The 20,989-nt window shown below is 45.1% G+C and carries 13 protein-coding genes; 10 read left to right on the forward strand and 3 right to left on the reverse strand.

All coding sequences use genetic code 11. The features are described from left to right. Window positions 1-137 precede the first annotated feature (137 nt). Window positions 138-803: an ECF transporter S component gene (locus IEU85_RS01275; protein ID WP_188354437.1), complete on the reverse strand. Its 666-nt coding sequence runs from the start codon at window positions 801-803 to the stop codon at window positions 138-140. A gap of 496 nt (window positions 804-1,299) precedes the next feature. Here IEU85_RS01275 and IEU85_RS01280 point away from each other — a divergent pair, with 496 nt between their 5' ends. From IEU85_RS01280 to ppgK, 5 genes are all read left to right on the forward strand, one after another. After that, a complete protein-coding gene (locus tag IEU85_RS01280; protein ID WP_229714726.1) occupies window positions 1,300-2,463 on the forward strand; it encodes a pyridoxal phosphate-dependent aminotransferase in 1,164 nt (387 codons plus the stop codon). A gap of 24 nt (window positions 2,464-2,487) precedes the next feature. Continuing rightward, window positions 2,488-3,510, forward strand: coding sequence for a class II fructose-bisphosphate aldolase (locus IEU85_RS01285; RefSeq protein ID WP_188354439.1), 1,023 nt, complete (start codon window positions 2,488-2,490; stop codon window positions 3,508-3,510). 131 nt (window positions 3,511-3,641) lie between these two features. Then, the gene (locus tag IEU85_RS01290; RefSeq protein WP_188354440.1) at window positions 3,642-4,298 is read left to right on the forward strand and encodes a histidine phosphatase family protein; all 657 of its coding nucleotides are present in this window, start codon (window positions 3,642-3,644) and stop codon (window positions 4,296-4,298) included. Window positions 4,299-4,449: 151 nt separating this feature from the next. Then, a complete protein-coding gene (locus tag IEU85_RS01295; protein WP_188354441.1) occupies window positions 4,450-5,676 on the forward strand; it encodes an MFS transporter in 1,227 nt (408 codons plus the stop codon). Between the two features lie 60 nt (window positions 5,677-5,736). Next, window positions 5,737-6,498, forward strand: coding sequence for a polyphosphate--glucose phosphotransferase (gene ppgK / locus IEU85_RS01300; RefSeq protein WP_188354442.1), 762 nt, complete (start codon window positions 5,737-5,739; stop codon window positions 6,496-6,498). A gap of 203 nt (window positions 6,499-6,701) precedes the next feature. Here ppgK and IEU85_RS01305 read toward each other — a convergent pair whose 3' ends face one another. Next, entirely contained in the window at window positions 6,702-9,044 is a 2,343-nt protein-coding gene (locus tag IEU85_RS01305) for a hypothetical protein (protein WP_188354443.1), read from the reverse strand. Between the two features lie 233 nt (window positions 9,045-9,277). Between IEU85_RS01305 and IEU85_RS01310 the strand changes: the two genes are divergently transcribed. The 4 genes from IEU85_RS01310 (at window position 9,278) to IEU85_RS01325 (ending at window position 17,991) form a co-directional block, all read left to right on the forward strand. Continuing rightward, on the forward strand, window positions 9,278-12,874 hold the full coding sequence (locus IEU85_RS01310) for a tetratricopeptide repeat protein (RefSeq protein WP_188354444.1): 3,597 nt from the start codon (window positions 9,278-9,280) through the stop codon (window positions 12,872-12,874). A gap of 94 nt (window positions 12,875-12,968) precedes the next feature. After that, the gene (gene ligA / locus IEU85_RS01315; protein ID WP_188354445.1) at window positions 12,969-15,488 is read left to right on the forward strand and encodes an NAD-dependent DNA ligase LigA; all 2,520 of its coding nucleotides are present in this window, start codon (window positions 12,969-12,971) and stop codon (window positions 15,486-15,488) included. Window positions 15,489-15,609: 121 nt separating this feature from the next. Then, the gene (locus IEU85_RS01320) at window positions 15,610-16,578 is read left to right on the forward strand and encodes a ketopantoate reductase family protein (RefSeq protein ID WP_188354446.1); all 969 of its coding nucleotides are present in this window, start codon (window positions 15,610-15,612) and stop codon (window positions 16,576-16,578) included. Between the two features lie 279 nt (window positions 16,579-16,857). After that, window positions 16,858-17,991 carry an Mrp/NBP35 family ATP-binding protein gene (locus tag IEU85_RS01325; RefSeq protein ID WP_188354447.1) on the forward strand — a complete coding sequence of 378 codons (1,134 nt, stop codon included), beginning with the start codon at window positions 16,858-16,860 and terminating at the stop codon, window positions 17,989-17,991. A gap of 344 nt (window positions 17,992-18,335) precedes the next feature. Here the strand turns inward: IEU85_RS01325 and IEU85_RS01330 are convergent, their stop codons facing one another. Continuing rightward, window positions 18,336-19,727 (reverse strand): ABC transporter substrate-binding protein, encoded by a 1,392-nt coding sequence (locus IEU85_RS01330; RefSeq protein ID WP_188354448.1) that lies wholly within the window; start codon window positions 19,725-19,727, stop codon window positions 18,336-18,338. A gap of 212 nt (window positions 19,728-19,939) precedes the next feature. Here IEU85_RS01330 and IEU85_RS01335 point away from each other — a divergent pair, with 212 nt between their 5' ends. Next, entirely contained in the window at window positions 19,940-20,977 is a 1,038-nt protein-coding gene (locus IEU85_RS01335; RefSeq protein ID WP_188354449.1) for a LacI family DNA-binding transcriptional regulator, read from the forward strand. The last annotated feature ends 12 nt before the right edge of the window (window positions 20,978-20,989 follow it).

Here is a 20,989-nt window from a genome sequence, read left to right on the forward strand (position 1 = left end):
TAGAACTACTTATGTCAAGTACCTACGTAGCAAAGTAGCCGTCTGTGACCGCAACCAAAGTGTACCAAGTAAAAGCGTATGGATTACGGTCACAGGACGAATTCGTGAGTACTTATTTCTATATAATCAGCTACTAGCTACTTGTTTGCTGTAGATGCAAGCACATTAGAAATTGGCTTGTAAATCAAAAATGTCACCACGCCATGAATAACAAACTTAAGCACATTAAATGGCAATAAAATTGGAATAATCATGGCTGCTACTTGGGCGACACTCATATGGGCATAGAGTGGAGTAATCAAGAGATTGCCAAGAATAGCAACAATAAGAGCAATTACAGATCCACAGATAATGCCTAATAATGCACCAGGACGTGTGTGCTTATTGCGGTAGAGCAATGAGGCAGGAACGCTTAATGCTAGTGCAATTGCAATATTCATCAAAGCGCCGAGAGGATTGGTAAACAGATGAGGCACAAAGCCAAGCACGCTCACAATAACAGCTGCTGCAGGTCCGTATGCGAAGCCGGCAACAAGGCCAATAATCCCAGACGGATCATATTTTAAGAACGGTGCTGCTGGGAAAATCGGCAATTCAATAAAACTTGCGACTATAGCAAGAGCTACAAAAAGTGCATATACAGCAATGCGTTTGGTTGACCAGCGTCCGCTTGTGCCAACTCCTGTGGCATGGCGGTCGTCATGATTGCCTAATGGAACTTGCAATGACGGCGATGACTCATGCTGTGTTGCGGTTTGTTCTGTTTGTTGAGCACGCGACTGCTCGATTTTGGATACACTCATAGTGAGCCTTCCGTTTCTTTCATCCGGACTGTAACCGTTGGCTTCGGAATTGCACCGAATCGGCAGCTTGCGCCGCTCGCGGGCTACCCTCCATGTGCACTAGAGCGCAGTGCATGAACTTATGCACTGCACTGTCCGCAGTGAACTGAGCAAACCGTTTGAGCAAACCGTTTGACACAGTTGACATAGTGCAGACCGTGTAGTCTATATAGAGAAGTCTATATAGACCATTTGCTGTATGGAGGTGTACCGCCAATAAGGAATTTCACCTTCCCTGAAACTGGACATGATAGGTATATCGTGTTTTTCTGTATTTTGCAAGATGGATACGCTAATAATTTGAATGTTGAGATTCACGTTGTGCCTGTAGCGTAATGTAAGCAGCATGCATGTATTGAGTTCAACTGATTCAACTGAGCAATCTAAGTACCAGAACCAAGGCCAACTTCAAGATCCTACTAATCCGACTGGTGCAGTTGATTCGAATGGGTACCATATTCATATTGCTAGCCGTATTAACAGTAGTCATCCCAATATCATTGCCAATCGTGCAGCTCAATTACGTGCTCAAGGCATTGCATTAACATCACTGAATGATTCCAATCCGACACATCATGGACTTGCTCCTTGTGTTTTGCCAGAGCAGTATAGTGCTAACCCGCGGGGAAGCCTGACTTCGCGCAAACTTCTAGCACAAGTGCTTGCTGACGAGCAACATCGAGATATTGATCCAGAGCATTTGATGATTCTTGATTCTACTTCGCAGGCATACTCATGGGCGATTACTGCATTATGTGACCCAGGAGATGCGGTATTATCTCCAGCGCCAGGGTACCCACTTATTGACTCCATTTGTGCTTTACAGGCAGTGCATAATATCCAATATCGACTGTGTTATGACGGTTCGTGGTATGTGGATATTGCTGCGTTGCACCAATTATGCCAAGAGCATCCGCATATTCGAGCATTGATTGTGGTTAATCCCAATAACCCAACCGGATCATATATTCACCAGTCTGACAGGCAGGCTCTGCTAGATTTGTGTAGACAATACCAGCTAGCACTTATTGCTGATGAAGTATTTTTCGATTTTACTTTGCAACCGCTAGCTTCGGCTCGTAGGTTTGCAGGGGAGCAGTCAGTGGTTACTTTGGCATTTGACGGGTTAAGTAAAAGGCTTGCAGCTCCGCATGCGAAAGTTGGTTGGATTGAACTTTCTGGACCTGAAGATCAGGTGCGTCGTGTACAAACGATGCTGGACGCTGTAGCTGACGATTATTTGCCATTTAGTGTGCTTACGGAACGTGCGTTGCCGCAATTATTGGATGAATTATCAAGCCAACAAAAGAAAGTGCACCAGCGCATTACCCACAATCTTGAGCTCCTGCATGCAGCGTTAGCCCACAGTGATACTGCAGTTGTCAGTTTATTGCGCGCAGAAGCGGGATGGAATGTGTTATTGCAGTTTCCTAGCAGTATCGATGAAAATGAGTTGGCATTGCGCATGCTTGAACAAGAGCATATGTTGATACAGCCTGGGTATTTTTTTGATATGACATCGAATGGCTTCGTAGCAGTTTCGCTGTTGCCTGAACCAGACCAATTTGTGCATGGTATAGATTGCTTATTGCGTACTATTGACGATATGCTTAATGCATAGACTGCGTATGAGGGGGATTGAGCAATGAGTATTCAAGATAATGCTATGACTGCTGAGCGTGTTCGCCTACTATTGCAGCAGGCGCATGAAGGAGGATATGCGTATCCTGCTATTAATATTTCTAATCTAGATACTGCTATTGCTGCTATGCAAGGTTTGCAGCAGGCGCAAAGTGCGGGTTTTGTTCAAGTAAGTATTGGTGCCGCAGCTCAGGCAAGCCCTACTGCAGACCCAGTTGAAGGTTCTATTATTTTGGGTCGTATGATGCGAGATTTACGTGCAAGTTTCCATGTACCGCTGATTTTGCACACTGATCACTGCCATGCTGATGATGTAGATCGCTGGCTTGAGCCACTTTTGCATCGATTGGCATATTTGAAATCAACAACCGGAGAGAAACTCTTTGACTCATTTATGTTTGATGGCTCGCATGATGAGATTCATGATAATGTAGCAACAATCGAGCGCCTTTTACCGCTGGTTCAAGCAGTGGACGGCGTATTGGAAGTTGAAGCCGGTGGTGCTTGGGGCGGTGTAGAAGATGGTATTGCTGATCAAGCAAAGTTTTCCACACCTGAAGATGTAGCGCTTATCCAACAGGCCTTTGAACGCGCAGGTCTTGATGAACATCATTACTTGCTTGCTGTGGCTTTTGGCAATGCTCATGGCACAGCACTTACACCAGATTTGCATCCTGAATTGTTGCAACATATTACGCAGGAAACTGGCAAAGCTAATTATTTCGTATTCCATGGTGGTTCAGGTTCGAGCGATGAGGATATTCATCAAGCTGTGGCATTTGGCGTGGTGAAGATGAATATTGATACGGATACGCAGTATGCATTTACTGCCGGTGTGGATGAGTTTTTTGAGCGCGCACATGGGCTGCAGCGTTCGCATAAAGAGGGTAAAGCATATTTTGATCCTCGCAAGTGGAATGCTGCAGGTAGGCAGAGTATGTCACAGCGCGTTGTGGAGTATGCGCAACTACTTGGTAGTGCCCATCGTGCGGTGCGTGTATCATACCCAACTACAGCAGGTGAGTGATAGAGGCGATGAAGCGCATACACAACTCCTGTTGCAGGTTTGCGGTTATGCCGATACATGTGGGTGTAGGCATAACCTTAGGCTTGTGGACTACAACGTACAATGAGGTGCAGAAAGCTTGAGGTAGTGGTTTGCAGTTAGGGCGGATCTACTTATTGCGTCACGGACAAACATGCTGGGCAGTATCGGGGCAGCATACAGGTCGCACAGATGTGCCATTAACCGATGTTGGTCGTCAGCAAGCAAAAGATGCAGGGGCACGTATTCGTGCAGCTCATCCTGAACCATTCGATGCAGTGTTTACTTCTCCGCTAGTGAGAGCGAGGGAAACAGCACATCTTGCAGGCTTTGATGCTTTGGCTTGGGATGATGTTATGGAATGGGATTATGGCCGTGCTGAGGGGCATACGCGCGCACAAATTAGTGAAGTATTAGGTCGCCCTTGGAATATTTGGATGGATGGTCCTAGGGCAGTACCTGAGCAATTTGGTGGCGATGGTGTTGAAGTGCTGCAAAATGGTCAGCAGGTTGATGTGCATCGTGGATCTGGAGAAAGTATTGATGAGGTTTTTGACCGTGCAAGCCGAGTAGCTGAGCGATTACAGCAGTACTCGTTGGACGGTAAGGATGTGCTTGTGGTTGCGCATTCGCATATTTTGCGATTGGTGGCTATGGCATGGGTTGGTTTAGATCCGGAAGATGGTAGGAGATTTGAACTCGAAACCGCGCACTATATTGTGCTTTCCGAGCATAAAGGACAGCCTGTTATCGAACGTTGGAGTGCCTGATTGTAGATTACAAGTTTTATGTAGATTACAAGGTTCGTATAGGTCACTAGATTAGTTCAGGTCGAAAAGTTTGTCGAAAGATACAAGACGCAGTAGACTTGCTACCGAATGGTTGGTATATTATTGCTAGTTAATCCAAAGGAGGAGAGCGTTGACCAACCTACTACTAGCAGTAATATATCTTGCGTTTATTAGCCTTGGCTTGCCAGATGGACTACTTGGAGCAGCGTGGCCTAGTGTGTACCCGCAATTTCAGGTTCCAGTGGCTTTTGCAGGGTATGTTTCCATGATTATTTCCGCAGGGACAATCATATCAGCATTACTTTCTGACCGACTCACATTGCGGTTTGGTGCAGGTAAAGTTACTGCGGCATCAGTAGCAACAACAGCGCTCGCGTTAGCTGGATTTTCCATAAGCCCAAATTACTGGGTGATGTGTTTTATGGCTATCCCATATGGGCTCGGTGCAGGTGCAGTAGATGCAGCGCTTAATAATTATGTAGCACTACATTATGCGAGCAGGCATATGAGCTGGCTGCATTGTATGTGGGGTATTGGTGCCTCTGTCGGGCCATATATTATGAGTTTTGCGCTAACCTCAGGTTATGGCTGGCCTACAGGATACCGTTGGGTAGCGTTGCTCCAAGTTGTGCTTACAGCAGTTATTATCTTTTCTTTACCGTTATGGAAGAATCGCGCACAAGAACAAGCATCACATCAAGATAAGGACGATGCTCGCACAGTTCAGCTGCAGGAAACTCAGGTATCAAAGCAGCCACGTAAAGCACTTTCATTGCGAGAAATTATTGCCATTCCAGGGGTGCCATCAGTACTAGTAATGTTCTTCTGCTATTGCGCATTAGAAACCACCTCTGGTCTGTGGGCTGCAAGTTTTATGGTACTGGACAAGGGTGTTAGCAGTACTCAAGCTGCCGCATGGGCAAGTTTGTTTTATCTAGGCATAACGCTTGGTCGCGCATTAAGTGGTTTTATTACTATGAAGTTTTCTGACCCTACGATGATTCGTATGGGGCAGATAGTTGTGGCGTTGGGCATTATAATACTGCTGCTTCCATTTGGGCGTATGGGCTCTTTGATTGGTCTTATTGTGATCGGTTTTGGTTGTGCACCAATTTATCCATGTGTTATCCACTCTACGCCAGCGTATTTCGGTGCTGATAAGTCACAAGCTATTATTGGTGTGCAAATGGCGAGTGCTTACTGCGGTAGTTTACTTGCTCCAGCAGTATTTGGTTGGCTTGCTGACACAATTACTATTGCGCTATTCCCTTGGTATTTGGCAGTTATTCTTGTGATAATGGTAGTAATGCATGAAAATTTGCGACGCACACGGTCAATGAACCCCATTCTTGACTAATTCGTTGTACAATCGTGGCACGGGTATTTGCGCCCGTACTACCTTATCAAGGGAGATACCATGATTGAAACAGCACAAGCGTTTGGCATCGATATTGGCGGTTCAGGTATTAAGGGCGCCCCAGTGAACTTACAAGAGGGGAAGTTCGCTACAGAGCGTTTGCGTATTCCGACTCCAGAACATTCCACTCCAGATGCTGTCGCAGACATCGTTAAACAATTACTTGACCACTTTGATGTACATGATGGTACGCCAATTGGTGTAGCATTCCCAGCTCCTATAAAACCAGGAAAACCATTGGATTTTATGGCAAATCTTGATCAGTCGTGGGTTGGTGTTGATATCAATGCACTACTTTCTGAACGCACTGGTCGCACAGTTCATGTAGTTAATGATGCTGATGCTGCTGGTCTTGCTGAGGCTCAGTATGGCGCTGCAAAAGGCAACAATGGTTTAGTTATTGCTACAACTTTGGGTACTGGTATTGGCACTGCTTTGATTATGAATGGTGTGTTGGTCCCTAATACGGAGCTTGGACACCTGTTATTAGCAGATAAAGGTGATGCTGAAAAGTATGCTGCTGATTCGGTGCGCGGAGCAAAAGAACTCAGTTGGAAGAAGTGGGGCAAGCGCCTGACAAAATATTATGCAATGTTAGAGCATTATTTCAGTCCAGATATTTTTGTTGTTGGCGGCGGTGTCAGCAAGAAGCATGAAAAGTTCTTCCAATATATTGATATTGAAACACCTATTGTTCCTGCGGCATTACTTAACGACGCAGGTATTGTGGGTGCCGCATATTATGCATCTACTTTTGTGTAAAGACTCGCAAAGTGCGTCATAGCGTGTATTTCAAAGATCGTAAGTGCGATACTTTGATTGCTTAACAGCTTAACGATATGCTAACGCTGAAGTCCTAGTATGTACTACATACTAGGACTTTTTATGTTGGCGGCATAGACATTAGAGGCGATACTGTTAATGGTGTTCGTTGGTTTAGTCCGTGTTTGAAAAACGGCATTTCCTTACAACCATACGAACCAGGAGTAAATCTGCATATAGGTGTCGAGATGCTCTCGGCTCAAGGACATGGTTTGACCGTTAACAAGCGGTTGCATTACACTTAAAGCTACTGATACAAGGCATAACAAGACCATACATGCAAATAGCACACGGTAGAGGCGTTGCGAACAACGCTGCTCAACAATAAGCAACACGAGATAAGCACTTAATAGCCAATACCATGCAAAATCAGTGATATAACGCCAATCAAGACCGGCAGCCCAAGCGACAGCAAGGAATTCAATACTTCCCAGAATACAAAGTACCGCGGCAAAAACAAACATAGTACGTGTTGTTTCATATCCACGCTGCTGTGCATGTGCAGGATCGGTTCTAGAGAAACCACGCCAGATAAATGGTAAAGCTAGTGGTATCAGTATTGCTGGAGCGAGCCAACACAAGCCTGCTACAAGAGTATCTGCATATTGCCATGGTTCAATTGGAGTATGGGCCGTGCTTGCAAAGGGGAAGTATGAGCTAAATTGTGGTGGTGTGAATAAGTAGTACTGAATAATTTGCCACAATGATGACAATGTAGTATGTCGATGTAGCATATCACTAACAGTGATTTGGTAGGCGTTACCAAAGTCAAGTATTGCACCAAAGCGTGCATAATTATAAGCCAGTATCGGGGTAAAAACAGCTACTACCGACGCAATCATAGCGCTATCAATACGCCAAGTATGCCATACACTACGTTTGTGTAGGGGCAAGTGCTTCCAAGTGCCGAGCAGCCATCGTTTCGGTAACACTAGTGCTGCAATAGGGCGGAATAATAGTCCTGAACGATATTCCGGAGCAAAAATTACAAACCATAAGCATGTAGCAGCAATCATCGGCACTCTACAGCCAAGGGTAGTGGCAATACAAATGCAACCAGCTATCATATGAGCGGTTGAAACAGGAGTAGGGTTACCGTATGCGTCTGGGCGTTTCGCGCCAAGCCAGAACCAAAGTCCCCAAGCGAGGAACATTAACCCTGTGGCAAAAGCAACTTCATAAAAAGCTCTGCGCTGATATAAATACCATCCTCCTGCTGCAAAAGCTATGGTAATAATGCCAAGAGCTACTGTAGCAATGCTGGTGTGTGGCGCGTAGAGTTTGGTCATGCGGATGATAAGTAGCGCTAATCCAATCAAAGCGAGCATAAAGCTTATGGTTGAGGCAACAGTTGCTGGGAGAGCCAAGCCACCGGATACGAAAAAAGACGAGCACCATTGGAAAGGAATAAAGTAAAGCAGCGCTGGAATAATGCCGAAATATGAATACCAATGCCCATTGTAGAATGCGTAATCCCAGTATATAGGGTGGACGCCTTGCGCTAACAACGCATTGCGTGCTTGAGGGTTGTAAGGATTAGCTAACTGGGCAAATTCAGGAGGAACTGGGAGGTCCAGCCAAGCATGACCTGCTAAAAGAGCCTGTGCTACATGAGCATACTGGTTAAAATCATAGGTATAGGCATTGGGCTGATGAAAGCTTTGATTATTACTCCACCATGCTGTGATCAATGCATGCACAATGACCACAAGAGCTGTAACACAGATAACGCAAATTATAGTAATTTGTGCTGCTTTGCTCTCTGTTAGAGAGGTGCGCCACAGAGATGAGCGTGGGCGAAAAGCAAGTAGTAATAACGCCACTACTGCGCCGAGAGAAAGTCGTAGCCAGCTTATGGAGAATGGGACTTTGGCATTGAGTGTAATGGTGAGTAAGGGGATGCGAGTCCCTTGTGCTTCAGCTATATGGACGGCGACAGCCTGCACCGGCTGTTGGATATTGCGTTGTGGTACTACTGATGTTGATGGATTGCTCAGATCGACAAGCTGTGTATTTCCAGTATGCCATTGATAGTGTGAATCTTGAATATCAATGCGCATATGTACTACTTGCTGTAGAGGTTGTGTAAAATACTGCGCATCAGCAGCTATATCGTTCTGTAGTGTACTGTTTTGCTGTGAACTGTGCTCTACAGTGCCATGAGGTGCTATATTGCTTTGCGATGTAAGAATAGAGAAACCTACTGAACGGATAACCTGATTGGCGCCAGAGGCGCGCCATCCTGCATTTCGCGAATCTGTAATAATCTGAGTATTATCAGATAAAGTCTGTAATCCAACCGCCTGAGTATGTAGGGGCTTTTCTATGGGCGATAGCATACAGGTCTGCCAAAACCCTGCGTTGCCTAAAGTGGTTTCTATGCTGAGTAGGGTCAGCACTATAAGCATAATCGTTTTCCAATGTTGTGCTATTGCACTGCGCCATGCTCGGTATGCATGCGATATATTGGCAAAGCAACAACTCATAACCCTATCCCAGTGTACAGAAACGATTGGTGTGTAGCGAGGTACAAGAGCTGCGACGCAGGCGTATGGATATACCAATCACCGCACATTTGCAGGCAGTTACTCTTGTAGCAATAGCTGTAGTGCTAACACCGTAGTGTCATGGGTATAATAGCAGATAAGTTTGTATAAGCGATACAACTACAATAGAGAACAATATTTGAGCAAGATAAGTAGAATAAGTAGGATACCGTATGGCAGATGCGCGAAACTCACAACATACACCCAATCTTGATTGGCTAGTTTCAGCAATGGCGGCGCATACCATAACACTGCACCCATTAGTGCGTATTCACCAGTTACCTCACGCTCCACAACTTCCAGAAGGTATAGAGTTTGGATGGGCACAGTTCCCATCGGTGCGTGGCAGAGGCTTTAGTATTGTTGTATTTTTAGATCGCTGGCATTGTCTGCCTATTGCTTTTGCAGACTCTCAGGGTCGCGTATTTACTGATTACCGAATCGATCCAGATACACAGCATCTAACGCCAGTAATGTCCTTTATACAAGAGGGCTATATTGATGTTCCACAATCTCGACTGTATGCGCATGAACCACATGAGCAGGATAAGATCGTCCCTGCTGTCTGCGGTGGAATCGTTTTCCATAACTCGCATACTGGCGAGCCAGTGTGGCTTGCTTCTTGGCTTAAATCTGGAAAAAAATACACGATTGAACAATTACGCAGCCCAATACCTGCTCAGGATAGAGCGCGGCTGGATTATCGTGATGCTCTTACTACAGCGTATATCCATGCAGTGCTTATTGCACAGCATGAGGGAGCTGTTATTGGTTTTGGCTCTAGTAATATTTTCAGACGCCTTGAGTTGGAGGCACCAATCGGTGCAATACGACGTTCGCTCGCGGATATTACACGTCTTGCCAATAAACAGTATCGTGTTTCAGGATTAGAGCGATACTTTGAGCAGCTCATGCAACAGGCGGGAATATGGCAAACGGATACTGGATTAGAGGCTGTGCATGGTGCAGAACCGTTGCAATTATTAAGCTCTCCTCATTCAGGTGCACTGTTATTTGCTTGGCAAGAGCAGTTAAATTTGAAGTCATTTTTTGCAGCCATGCGTATTGAAGCTGCGATAAACCGTTTTGCTGCGGTAAGTAGAGTAGTGGAGTACAATGCGCGTACAGGGCACTGGCCGATTGAAGATACGATGAGTATTGAAGATGCTGCACGACTTGACTGGTCACTTTTGGGTAATCCAGCATTATTAGCTGAACCAATCGATGATACCGATAGAGATGCATTAATCGATGATCTTGCTGATGAGTTCAATTATTTTACTGATGAAATTCATAGTGCTGATATGCATGCCGAACAGGCAGTACCAGTTGATGATATTTTAGGTCTTAGCAGCGCGCAATCAATACAGCGACTTATGCATATGACACGGTTACGTGCTATGGCATTATGGCGACAGTATCCTGACCCACTAGCACCAGCGCAATCTAAGCCTGAACATACGCATCAACATCAAGATGCTGATGGCTCGGCATGGATTTACCGACAAACATTGGCTCATATGCTGCGCTCGCTCAATGTTCCATACCGTTTTGATGTTGAGTTTCGTGCAAACCTTCAAGCAGGTAATGTCGCAATTGGTTTTACGAGTGTAGGATCTACGCTCATGCCTACTCAACGACTGCATGATAATGGCGTGTGGCAAGAGCTTAGCGAGCATGAGCGTGCTATGTTAGCTACGCAATACAACTTGCGACTAGGTATTATTATTGCCTGTTTGGCATATGCTGCTGATGCTCGCGTGCGTTCAGTGAGTATACATATTGATTCACTGGGCTTGGAAGAACTCAATACAGAACGTGCTTCTGATATTGAACGTCTTATCGCTAAAGCTCTTGCAGCGTTTAATGCACATGTGACTCGTGGCGCTAGTGATACTGGTATGACAGATGATATGCAAGGAGTGCATATTGATGAACAAGGCGTATCTATTGATCCATTAAGCAGTCCGTCTCAGCATCATGCTGATCCGAAAGATGGAGATATCCACGGCGATCCAGCACAGCTATCTTCATTGCTTTCGCCAACTGCGCAACCATCTTCAGATACTGTAGCAGAACCTAGCTCACAACAAGATGTAACGGCTGATACAACTTCAGATACGCAGAGAGAACAAACGGGTACTGAGGAGGATGCTTCTGAGGATTCAGCTGCCGGGGAATCTGAAGCCCAAGAAGATCAGCATGCAAAACTATCCCAAAACATCAGCGATGCCTCACATCTTGATGCGGCTGATATGGATAGTGACTTCATGGAAATCATGCAGGGATTTAGCTTTGATACCTCTGATTTCAACCAAGTTGCTGATCTTAACGCACAGGATGATCATAAGGCGACTGCGGATTCTGAGGAGCAAAATTCAGATATGCCAACGCGCGATGGAAATAATACTCATTCGTTACAGGCATTGCAGCAGCAGCCACAATTACAAACTTTAGTAACGGTAACTTTTGATCGCGATATGCTGATGCAGGCTGTTAACGAGGATGGATTCGCAGATCCTATTGCGCTGTATCAGCATGCTGGAGCAGATATGCGGATTGCAGAAGATGGATCGCTAGCAGCTGTTTCTGGTACTTTTACGTTACAAGATAGTACATTTGCTCCCACTGGTTCGCAAGAGATTCCTGAACTCAGTGAGTGGCAGTTTGATAGCGCAGAACGTCGTATTTTTGCTGCGCATGATGCGCTAGATATGTCGATTCAACGTGATGATGTACTGCAACATATGAACTCACAGATGCAGCGTTTGCACGATGATCAGTCATTGGATTCAGTGCATAAAGCACGTCAAGCCATGCAATATATTAAGCGCATCGCCGATCCTGAGTTGCAGGATGCGTCAGCAGATATTACTAGTGCATTTATTGACGGCACAGCAGTTCCTCAGATTCCATTGACGTTGAGTAATCAGCTTCGTGATGCAAGAATTGCGCTTCGAGGTATGCAAGGAGGGACTTTCGAGCAAAATCTTGAGCAATTAAGTACTGTTGTTGCTAATGTGGATGCTCAGTTCGCTGCAGGACCAGGAGTGGCTCGGTATTTTAATTCGTATGCAGAGCGAATTGTGTATAACCATATGTTTGCCACATCACATGAGCAGACGGTGCTTATTCCTGATCATCTCTTCATGGCGCATATGGATTTAGTAGATATTGCTGCGCAACTAGCGCCAATGCAGGTGGATATAGATCCGTTAGCGCATTTGAATACCCTAGTGTCGTATGCTCCGGCATATCCTTTGGTGCATATGCGATTAGCAATGTATCTTTCTCATCAGGGTGATTGGGATTCATCTCGCGCTGCATGTTTGAATGCTCTACGTGTTGCATTAGATCGTAATGATGCCGCATTTGCTTATTATCGTTTAGCATACTGCTCATGGATGCGTGATGAGTTTGCTATTGCAGCAGCATGTTACGAAATGTGCGAACATATTAATGGATATGACAATATGGCTCAGGTGACATTGCAGGAAGAGTTTGCGGAATTAATGCGTCGCACGCACTCACAGCGTATTGCTGTGCCGCATACTATTGAGGAAGCACAGGCAGTATTACGCGAGGCATCTATTCCTATTTGGCCGCATACTCAGGCTGCACAAATTGTTCGTGATGCAGCACGTGTCAGCGTTGATCATGCTATGTTTGTTCCTGCAAGAACATTATGCCTTGCTGCTGCACGGATGAGCGATTCACGGCGTGATATGGATACTGTTGATATTCAGTTCTTGAGGTCATTGCGCCCATAGCATGTGGTAAGTCGAAGGACCAGACCTGATTATTTAGCTACAGTACATGGTAAGCGCTTGCGAATTTACTGCGTTTGGGTAGATAGGAAAACAGATGAGTGCATTAACACCTTCACATCATGAACAACCTGCATTATTTGGTGATACTCCAACCGCGCCGACACATGCACCTCGTATGGGATCGTTAGCTTGGATAGAGCATTTACAGCGTGATGATAGTAGCGCATTAGAGCTAGATACTCTTGACGTGCATACCTTAAGTGATCGTGAGGCAGCACGGTTATGGAATACGCTTGCTGCTTGGGTGGAAGATGACCAAGTGGCATACTATATTCATGATGCACCGGTTAGTTCTGATGCTGCGTATGATGCGCGACTGCGCTGTTTACAACGCTTGGAACAAGCGTTTAGTCAATTAGGAGGACCTTCTTCTCCGACAGCGCGTGTGGGTGGTTCGTTTGCGCAAGATTTTGCAGCAGTTCAGCATCCGAGCAGAATGATGAGCTTAGATGATGTTTTCTCTATTGAAGAGTTGCGCGATTGGTATGACGGTGTGCTTCGCGATTTACAATGGCCAGAAAACAAGCCTTTGCCAATGACCTGTGAAGTGAAAATTGATGGTCTTGCCATGAACCTTATTTATCAACATGGTCAATTGATTCAAGCACTCACTCGTGGTGATGGTGTTACTGGTGAAGATATTACGCTTAATGCGCGTACTGTGCATAATGTGATTGCACAGCTTGAAGGGCCTCAAGAAGATATTCCTGATCTCGTGGAAATTCGTGGTGAAGTATTTATGCGTTTTGATGATTTTCGTGCGTTAAATACTCGCCAAGAGGAGCATGGTTTACCAATTTTTGCTAACCCTCGTAATGCGGCAGCTGGATCGCTGCGACAGAAGGATCCTAAGATTACTGCCAGTCGATCCTTGACGTTTTATGCGCATGGACTTGGATTGTTGCAGTGGGGTGATGATCATCCTGCAGGAACACATGATGAAGTACATGATCAGTCTCAAGCCTATGCACTGTACAATCAGTGGGGTATTACTACTTCTGCGCATAATCGTGTAGTTCATTCATTTGATGAAATACTGGATATGATTGACTACTATGGTCAGCATCGTAATGATATCGAGCATGCACTCGATGGCATCGTGGTCAAAGTAGATGATTTAGCGTTGCAGCGTCGCCTCGGTGCTACTTCGCGTGCGCCGCGTTGGGCTATTGCGTATAAGTATCCTCCAGAGGAAGTCAATACTAAATTGCTTGATATTACAGTTCAGGTGGGCAGAACAGGAAGAGTAACTCCTGTGGCAATATTGCAGCCTGTTGTTGTCGCTGGTTCTACAGTTGCAAGAACAACCTTACATAATGCTTTTGAAGTAGAACGTAAAGGTGTGCTGATTGGTGATACGGTTGTTGTGCGCAAAGCTGGTGATGTGATTCCTGAACTTGTCGGTCCTGTTGTGCAGTTGCGTCAGGGGCATGAAGATCAGCTTCGTGCGTTTGTTATGCCAACACATTGCCCGTCATGTGGTGCACTCTTAGCCCCGGATAAAGAGGGCGATAAAGATATTCGCTGCCCTAATACAGAAAGCTGTCCTGCACAGTTAGCGCAGCGCATTATAAATTTGGCATCAAGAAAAGCATTTGATATTGAGCATTTGGGCGATCAGTCTGCGGTGGCTCTGACTAATCCGGAAGAAAACAGGCCTGAAACAGTACAAACGTATGCGCCGAACATTCATGAAATAGCAGTGAAGCAGGGGCAAGAGGTAGATCCTTATGTGCCTGAAGAAGGCTTGCAACTGCCTGAACGTCAACAGCCGGTCTTGACGAGCGAAGCGGATGTTTTTAATCTCAGTGTCGATCAGCTACAGTCTGTGATGGTATGGCGTGAAGCGCCGATTGTGCAATTACATACGGTTACTAGGGCAGACGGTAGTTCAAGAACAGTACGTAAGCGTCTTGGTGGGTCTGGGCTTTGGTATCAGGTTCCAGCATTCTGGACTCAAGAAACTGCACAAAAACCTGCTCGACCACAGGCAAATACCATTGCTATGCTCGAGGAAATTGACAAAGCTAAACATGTTGAGTTCTATCGCGTGTTGGTGGCGCTTTCTATTCGCCATTTGGGCGTGCCGACTGCGCGCTTATTGGTTGCTCATTTTCCTTCAATTGATGCGCTTGCCCATGCCAGTGTTGAGTCGCTTCAACAAATCGAAGGTGTCGGTCCTGAAATTGCTCAGGCTATTGTCTCGTGGTTTACTGCTGCTCGCAACAGTGATGATTGGCGGGGAAAAACACTGCAAGCATGGCGTGAAGCTGGTGTGACTATGCAAGAGGAACAGAGTCAAACACTGCCGCAGGTGTTGGCAGGAATGACTGTTGTGGTTACCGGAAGTTTAGTAGGGTACTCTCGCGATAGTGCTAAAGAGGCGATTATGCTTCGCGGTGGTAAAGCAGCAGGCTCAGTAAGCAAAAAAACAACGGTGGTTGTTATTGGTGAAAATGCTGGTTCTAAAGCTGCTAAAGCAGAAGAATTGGGTATCCCAACTACTGATGAAGCAGGGTTTGAACGATTGTTAGCAACAGGCTCGTGGCAGTAATCTCAAAATATGGACTATTAGTAGTTCAGATTTCGGGAGAAATATATGTAGCACTTGACTGGTGAAAACACCTATGTGTAGCGTCATGCCACGGAACTATTACGCGCGTTGTGGAGGAACTATGAAATACGCTGTACTCGGTGCTGGAGCAATGGGATTACGCTACGGCATATTATTGCAGAAGCTCGCTGGCAAAACCGTTGATTTTGTTGATACTTGGGAGCCAGGCATTGAAGCGGTGCGTCGCCAAGGCGGCGTATATGTCAGTCGCGATCATGAAAATCGCCATCTGGTACCTATCGAAGTGTATCGACCTGAAGAATATACCGGCAACCCTGATGTGTGGATTATTATGCTTAAGCAAATGCAGCTTGAGGCAGTACTGAAGCGTTGCCATGATGCAGGATTATTCCAAGACCACCAAGTAGTGTTTAGTGCTATGAACGGATGGGGTCACTTTGACCATATTCGACAGTACTTTAGCGAAGATCGCATTTATGGTGGCACAGCTTTGGTTGCTACAGTATTAAACGGTCCAGGAGATGTTGATTTTATTGGCAAACCTGGTGCTGGAACTATGACGCTATGCTCGTATACAGGTGACATTACTGAAATTGAGCGTCAGATGCATGATGATTTGCAGCAGGCTAATTTTAATCCAACAATTACCCAAGATTTAAAGGGTACTTGCATGGCAAAAGTGGTGTTTAACTCTGTAGTGAACACACTATGCACTATGTATCAAATTCAAATGGGGCAATTTATCAGCTATCCAGGAGCACGCGATGTCGCACGACAGCTTATTGATGAAGCCTATGACGCATTAGAACGCGATGGTGTTAAGCTGATCAATACTCGTGATGAAGAGCTGGAAACAGTGGATTATGTTTCACGGACTGGTAACCCATTGCATTACCCATCAATGTATCAAGACATGATTCATTCTCGCCCTACAGAAGTGGATTATATCAATGGCTATATTGCTGCAGTTGGCAGAAAGCACGGATATGTGTGCCATACACATGAATTCTTAACGCATGGTGTGCATTTAGCTGAGCTGGCACATCGACTGCACGAAACTCAAGCATAGTGTGACAAGGATTATAACTCGTGCCACTAGGAGTAGCTAGAAGAATCAGTTAATAGATTAGGTAGGCTAACTGCAGCAACTATAAAGATATTCTGGCTGCAACCCAAAACTGTATGAACAGCTAGGCTGGTGTATATGCGAATGACTATATGCCAGCCTTTTGTAATGCTAGCTTTAGTAATGCTATAAAATCAGTTATTCCAGTAGGGGGGCGTTCGCCAACAATTGTTTGCCCAACACACGTAGCATATAGGAAGACTTCACGCTAGTGTGGTGCACATGAGTGAACGAGTTGAATCAGATGTTGTTATTGAACGCAATGTTCGAGAACGATTGAGCAAAGTAATTGACCCAGAATTAGGGAAGTCAATAACTGAATTAGGTATGATTGTTGGTATAGAAGCTGTGCCGCGCGACATCATCGATGCTGGAAAGCCAGTAGTTGATGTCACAGTACGAGTAGAGCTTACTGTTGCCGGATGTCCACTCACACAACAAATTATTGATGCCATCAATGATGCGGTAACCTCATATCCTGCGGCAACTCTAGTACCTCATATTGCTGTTGGCTCGATGAGTGAGCAAAAATTGACGCAGCTTGTTGATGATTTGAAAGAAGCACGCCGTCGCAATCCCTTTAACAAGCCTGGAATTAAAACAAAAATATTTGCTATCGCATCTGGAAAAGGCGGTGTAGGTAAATCCTCGGTGAGTGCCAATTTAGCAGCAACATTCGCGGCTCTTGGATACGATACTGCGGCAATTGACGCGGATATTTATGGATTTTCACTGCCAACTTTGCTTGGTGCGCATGGACAGCCCACGAATCTTAATGGCATGTTAATGCCAGTGACAGCATGGGGCGTGAAAACTATGTCCATTGGCATGTTTGCGGGAGCTGATCGAGCCATTCTATGGAGAGGACCTCGGCTTCATCGATCATTAGAACAGTTCTTATCAGACGTGTGGTGGGGAGAGCCAGATGTACTGGTTATTGATCTCGCACCAGGTACTGGTGATATGGCATTGGCAGTAGCACAAACTTTGCCGAACGCAGAACTCGTGGTAGTCACCACTCCTCAGCCAAGCGCCTCTGATGTGGCAGTGCGCAGTGGGCTTGTCGCTCTTCAAGTGCCGATGAAAGTGCGCGGCGTAATAGAGAATATGAGCTGGTACGACCACCATGGTGAGCGTCTGACGATTTTTGGTGAAGGCGGTGGCGCTCGCGTAAGTCAACAGCTCACTCGCGCATTGCGTTATGATGTGCCACTTTTGATGCAAATCCCATTAGAAACCGAGTTGCGGCAGTCAGGAGAAGCTGGCCATCCTGTGGTGCTCGATGAGCATGGCAAACTTGCCGATCATGATCTGGCACATAGGTTTGAGCAGCTTGCACGCACACTGATGCAGTAATTTACTGGGCTATTGGAATTACGTGGGTTGAGGTATCACGTACTGGCGTTATTTTGGCAACGTTTGGCAACAGTCTTCTTGTCCACCTTCAATACTTTTAAGCTTAAAGCACAGTATCTCACATCGTGGTGTTGTACTGCATTGCAGATGGATTAAGGAATGATGAGCATGAATACATTGCCAGTATTAACTAACCAGTACGCCCTTGATCATAGTTTATAGGTGAGTAACGTTTGGACCTGTGACATAGTTGCCACAGGTCCAACGCATTGCAAAATTGAGTAGCTCTCATTTACACTTATATGATTTAGTATTCCTAGTAATGGTGTCAATGACTCGTATGTTTATTGCTTATCAAATGCTGTCGCTTGAGGAACGGAACCGAGTACTTGTTCGTTGTTATTCCATTCAGTTGACCATCCATTAACAAAAGCTTTTGTAAAGGTATCCCATGATCCGGTGCCTTGTGCGTATTCAATAAGCGCTGCAGAGAAATCATCCTGCCACTGCTGATCTGGCAGTGTGAAGCTTCTTACTGAGGTTTTGCCTGCTTCGATATAAGCGCGTGCGGCAGTGGTAAGAGGATTCTTTGGCTGGTAGGCTTTGTCGTTAAATGTGGTAAATGGTACAGAGAAACCCATGTCTTGGGAGAGAATCTTCTTGGCATCATTATTGGTAACCATCCATTTGATGAAGTCCAGCGTTGCTTGCTTATCTTGTTTGGAAGCGTTTTTATTGACTGCCCAGCTTGCGTCATATACACCTGCTGGTCCAGTTTCTTCTTCACCTGTAATGCCCATGTAATATGGGAGCATTCCAAGATCTTCATCAGCAACTTCGTTACCTTTGATTTGTGAATATGACCATACGCCGTTTGGATAGAATGCTACTTTGCCGAGTGCGAATTCTGCAGTAACATCATCATAGGATTTGGAGCTTACCATAGATGGTTCAGTCGGGCTATTGTGCAATTCCAAATCAAAGAGATCTTTATAGTTCTGTAAGTATGTTCCTTTAATTGTTTTCGAGAATGTGGTATTCATATCCTTATACTCGAAATACAGTGGAATACGGGACATATGCGCGGTGAATCGATACGTGTCTGATGCGTCCAGACCAGGAGTTGCAAAAGCCCCTTCAATACCAAGATCATCTTTGTGCTCTTGCATGGATTTAGCGACTTTGCTCAGAGTTTGAAAATTAGTGAGTTCGTCGGCACTGTGAATCACAGCATAATCTTTTGAACAGTAGGTATTGAGAATTTTCTTGTTGTAAATAATGCCATACCATTCTGCAGCATAAGGCAGCGTGTAGGATTTGCCATCAATGGTATATGAATTTGCTTTACCTTCGTCATTAAGCAGCTTGAAAAGTTCTGTGTCTTGCAAAGGTTCTACGTACTTTTGGTATTTTGCAAATTGATCGAATCCGGAAACATTGAACATAGTTGGCGCATTTGATTTTGCCAATTCTGATGTCATTGTGGCATCATATGTGCCTGAAGCTCCAGTTTGAATATCAACTTTTACACCAGTTTCTTTGGTATACATATCAGCAAGTTGTTTGTATTGGTCTACAACTTCTGGTTTGTTGTTCATAAAATACACATGCCCTTTGGAAGAGTCTGTGCTGTCGCTTGAACATGCGGCAAGTGAGGTAGTGAGTGCTAGTGCTGACAGTACGGCAACTATGGTTTTTAATGTTCGACCTTGTGTTGTACGAATAGGTGTATTCATAGTGGCTTCCTTCGTTATGCATCATTGCAAAATGATAGCGCTTACATATCAATATTGTTCATATTTATTTGTTTAATACTTGAATATTTAAATGTAATGCTTGTATGATGATAGCGCTTACATTTTTAACGTGCAAATATTCTTTTGTAAGGTGTGTTGCTATAGTTAAAGATAGGAATAGCAATATGTAAGCGCAATACTGAGGAGCGGTAATGAAGCCAACGATAGCTGATGTAGCGCAACTTGCTGGTGTGTCACAGGCAACAGTATCTCGCGCCCTACGTGGTGTAGATAGTGTTACGCCTACAACTCGTCAGAAGGTATTGCAGGCTGCTGAACAATTGCATTTTACGCTTTCTAAACATGCTTCATCGCTTGCTTCGGGAAAAAATATGCGAGTGATGCTACTTACTTCAGGCAAGCTGAACCAATGGTTTAACGCTAATGTGCTGCAAGGTATATATGATGTGCTTAACCCTGCAGGATACGATATTGCACCAAGCTATATTATTACTCAGCAAGATGCTATAGATTTTTTTCGTCATCTTCCCAATGTTGGCAACGTTGACGCTATGATTATTGCTTCATTCCAAGTTGATAATCAGATGCGTGCATACTTACAGCAAACCGATATTCCAGTTATTGGGGTAGATATTCCTGCACAATCATATGGCAATGCTTCAATTGGAATTGACAATGTTGATGGTATGCGTAAGGCTGTGCAGTTGTTGCGTTCACTGGGGCATAGCACTATTGGCTTTGTTACTGACTATATGCCTGCTGATATGGTGTATAGCACAGTTGAGCGCGCGCATATTTTCGAGCAAGTTGCACAAGAGTATGGGCTTGATCAACGGCATGCTCCTATTATTTCGTTGTCGGAGTATGATCACTTCACCAGTAATGAGCAAATTGCAAATGAACTCGTTTCGAGAATTTTAGGATTAGAGCAGCGTCCGACGGCGCTATGTGTGCAAACAGATGCAAGTGCAATTGCTGTGATTAAGGCTTTGCGTAATCAGGGTATTCGTGTGCCAGAAGATATGTCAGTTGTGGGCTTTGATGACGCGGATATTGCTGATATTGCGGATCTGACAACATTGCGTCAAGATCCGTACGCTATGGGGGTTATAGCTGCAAAAAAGACACTGGATTTATTGCATGGTGTGGAATTAGCACATCCTCATGAGCTGTTGCCTGCTCGTATTATTCTGCGCTCGACTACACAATTGGCAAAGGGCTTGGCGTAGTGTCTGGTGTAG

It is taken from the genome of Galliscardovia ingluviei (assembly GCF_014635685.1).
GTDB lineage: Bacteria > Actinomycetota > Actinomycetes > Actinomycetales > Bifidobacteriaceae > Galliscardovia > Galliscardovia ingluviei.

What these genes read in the sequence shown, in the direction of transcription:
- IEU85_RS01275 (WP_188354437.1), bottom strand. Translation starts at nt 803, where the DNA reads ATGAGTGTATCCAAAATCGAGCAGTCGCGTGCTCAACAAACAGAACAA.
- IEU85_RS01285 (WP_188354439.1), top strand. Translation starts at nt 2,488, where the DNA reads ATGAGTATTCAAGATAATGCTATGACTGCTGAGCGTGTTCGCCTACTA.
- ppgK (WP_188354442.1), top strand. Translation starts at nt 5,737, where the DNA reads ATGATTGAAACAGCACAAGCGTTTGGCATCGATATTGGCGGTTCAGGT.
- IEU85_RS01305 (WP_188354443.1), bottom strand. Translation starts at nt 9,044, where the DNA reads ATGAGTTGTTGCTTTGCCAATATATCGCATGCATACCGAGCATGGCGC.
- IEU85_RS01310 (WP_188354444.1), top strand. Translation starts at nt 9,278, where the DNA reads ATGGCAGATGCGCGAAACTCACAACATACACCCAATCTTGATTGGCTA.
- ligA (WP_188354445.1), top strand. Translation starts at nt 12,969, where the DNA reads ATGAGTGCATTAACACCTTCACATCATGAACAACCTGCATTATTTGGT.
- IEU85_RS01320 (WP_188354446.1), top strand. Translation starts at nt 15,610, where the DNA reads ATGAAATACGCTGTACTCGGTGCTGGAGCAATGGGATTACGCTACGGC.
- IEU85_RS01325 (WP_188354447.1), top strand. Translation starts at nt 16,858, where the DNA reads ATGAGTGAACGAGTTGAATCAGATGTTGTTATTGAACGCAATGTTCGA.
- IEU85_RS01330 (WP_188354448.1), bottom strand. Translation starts at nt 19,727, where the DNA reads ATGAATACACCTATTCGTACAACACAAGGTCGAACATTAAAAACCATA.
- IEU85_RS01335 (WP_188354449.1), top strand. Translation starts at nt 19,940, where the DNA reads ATGAAGCCAACGATAGCTGATGTAGCGCAACTTGCTGGTGTGTCACAG.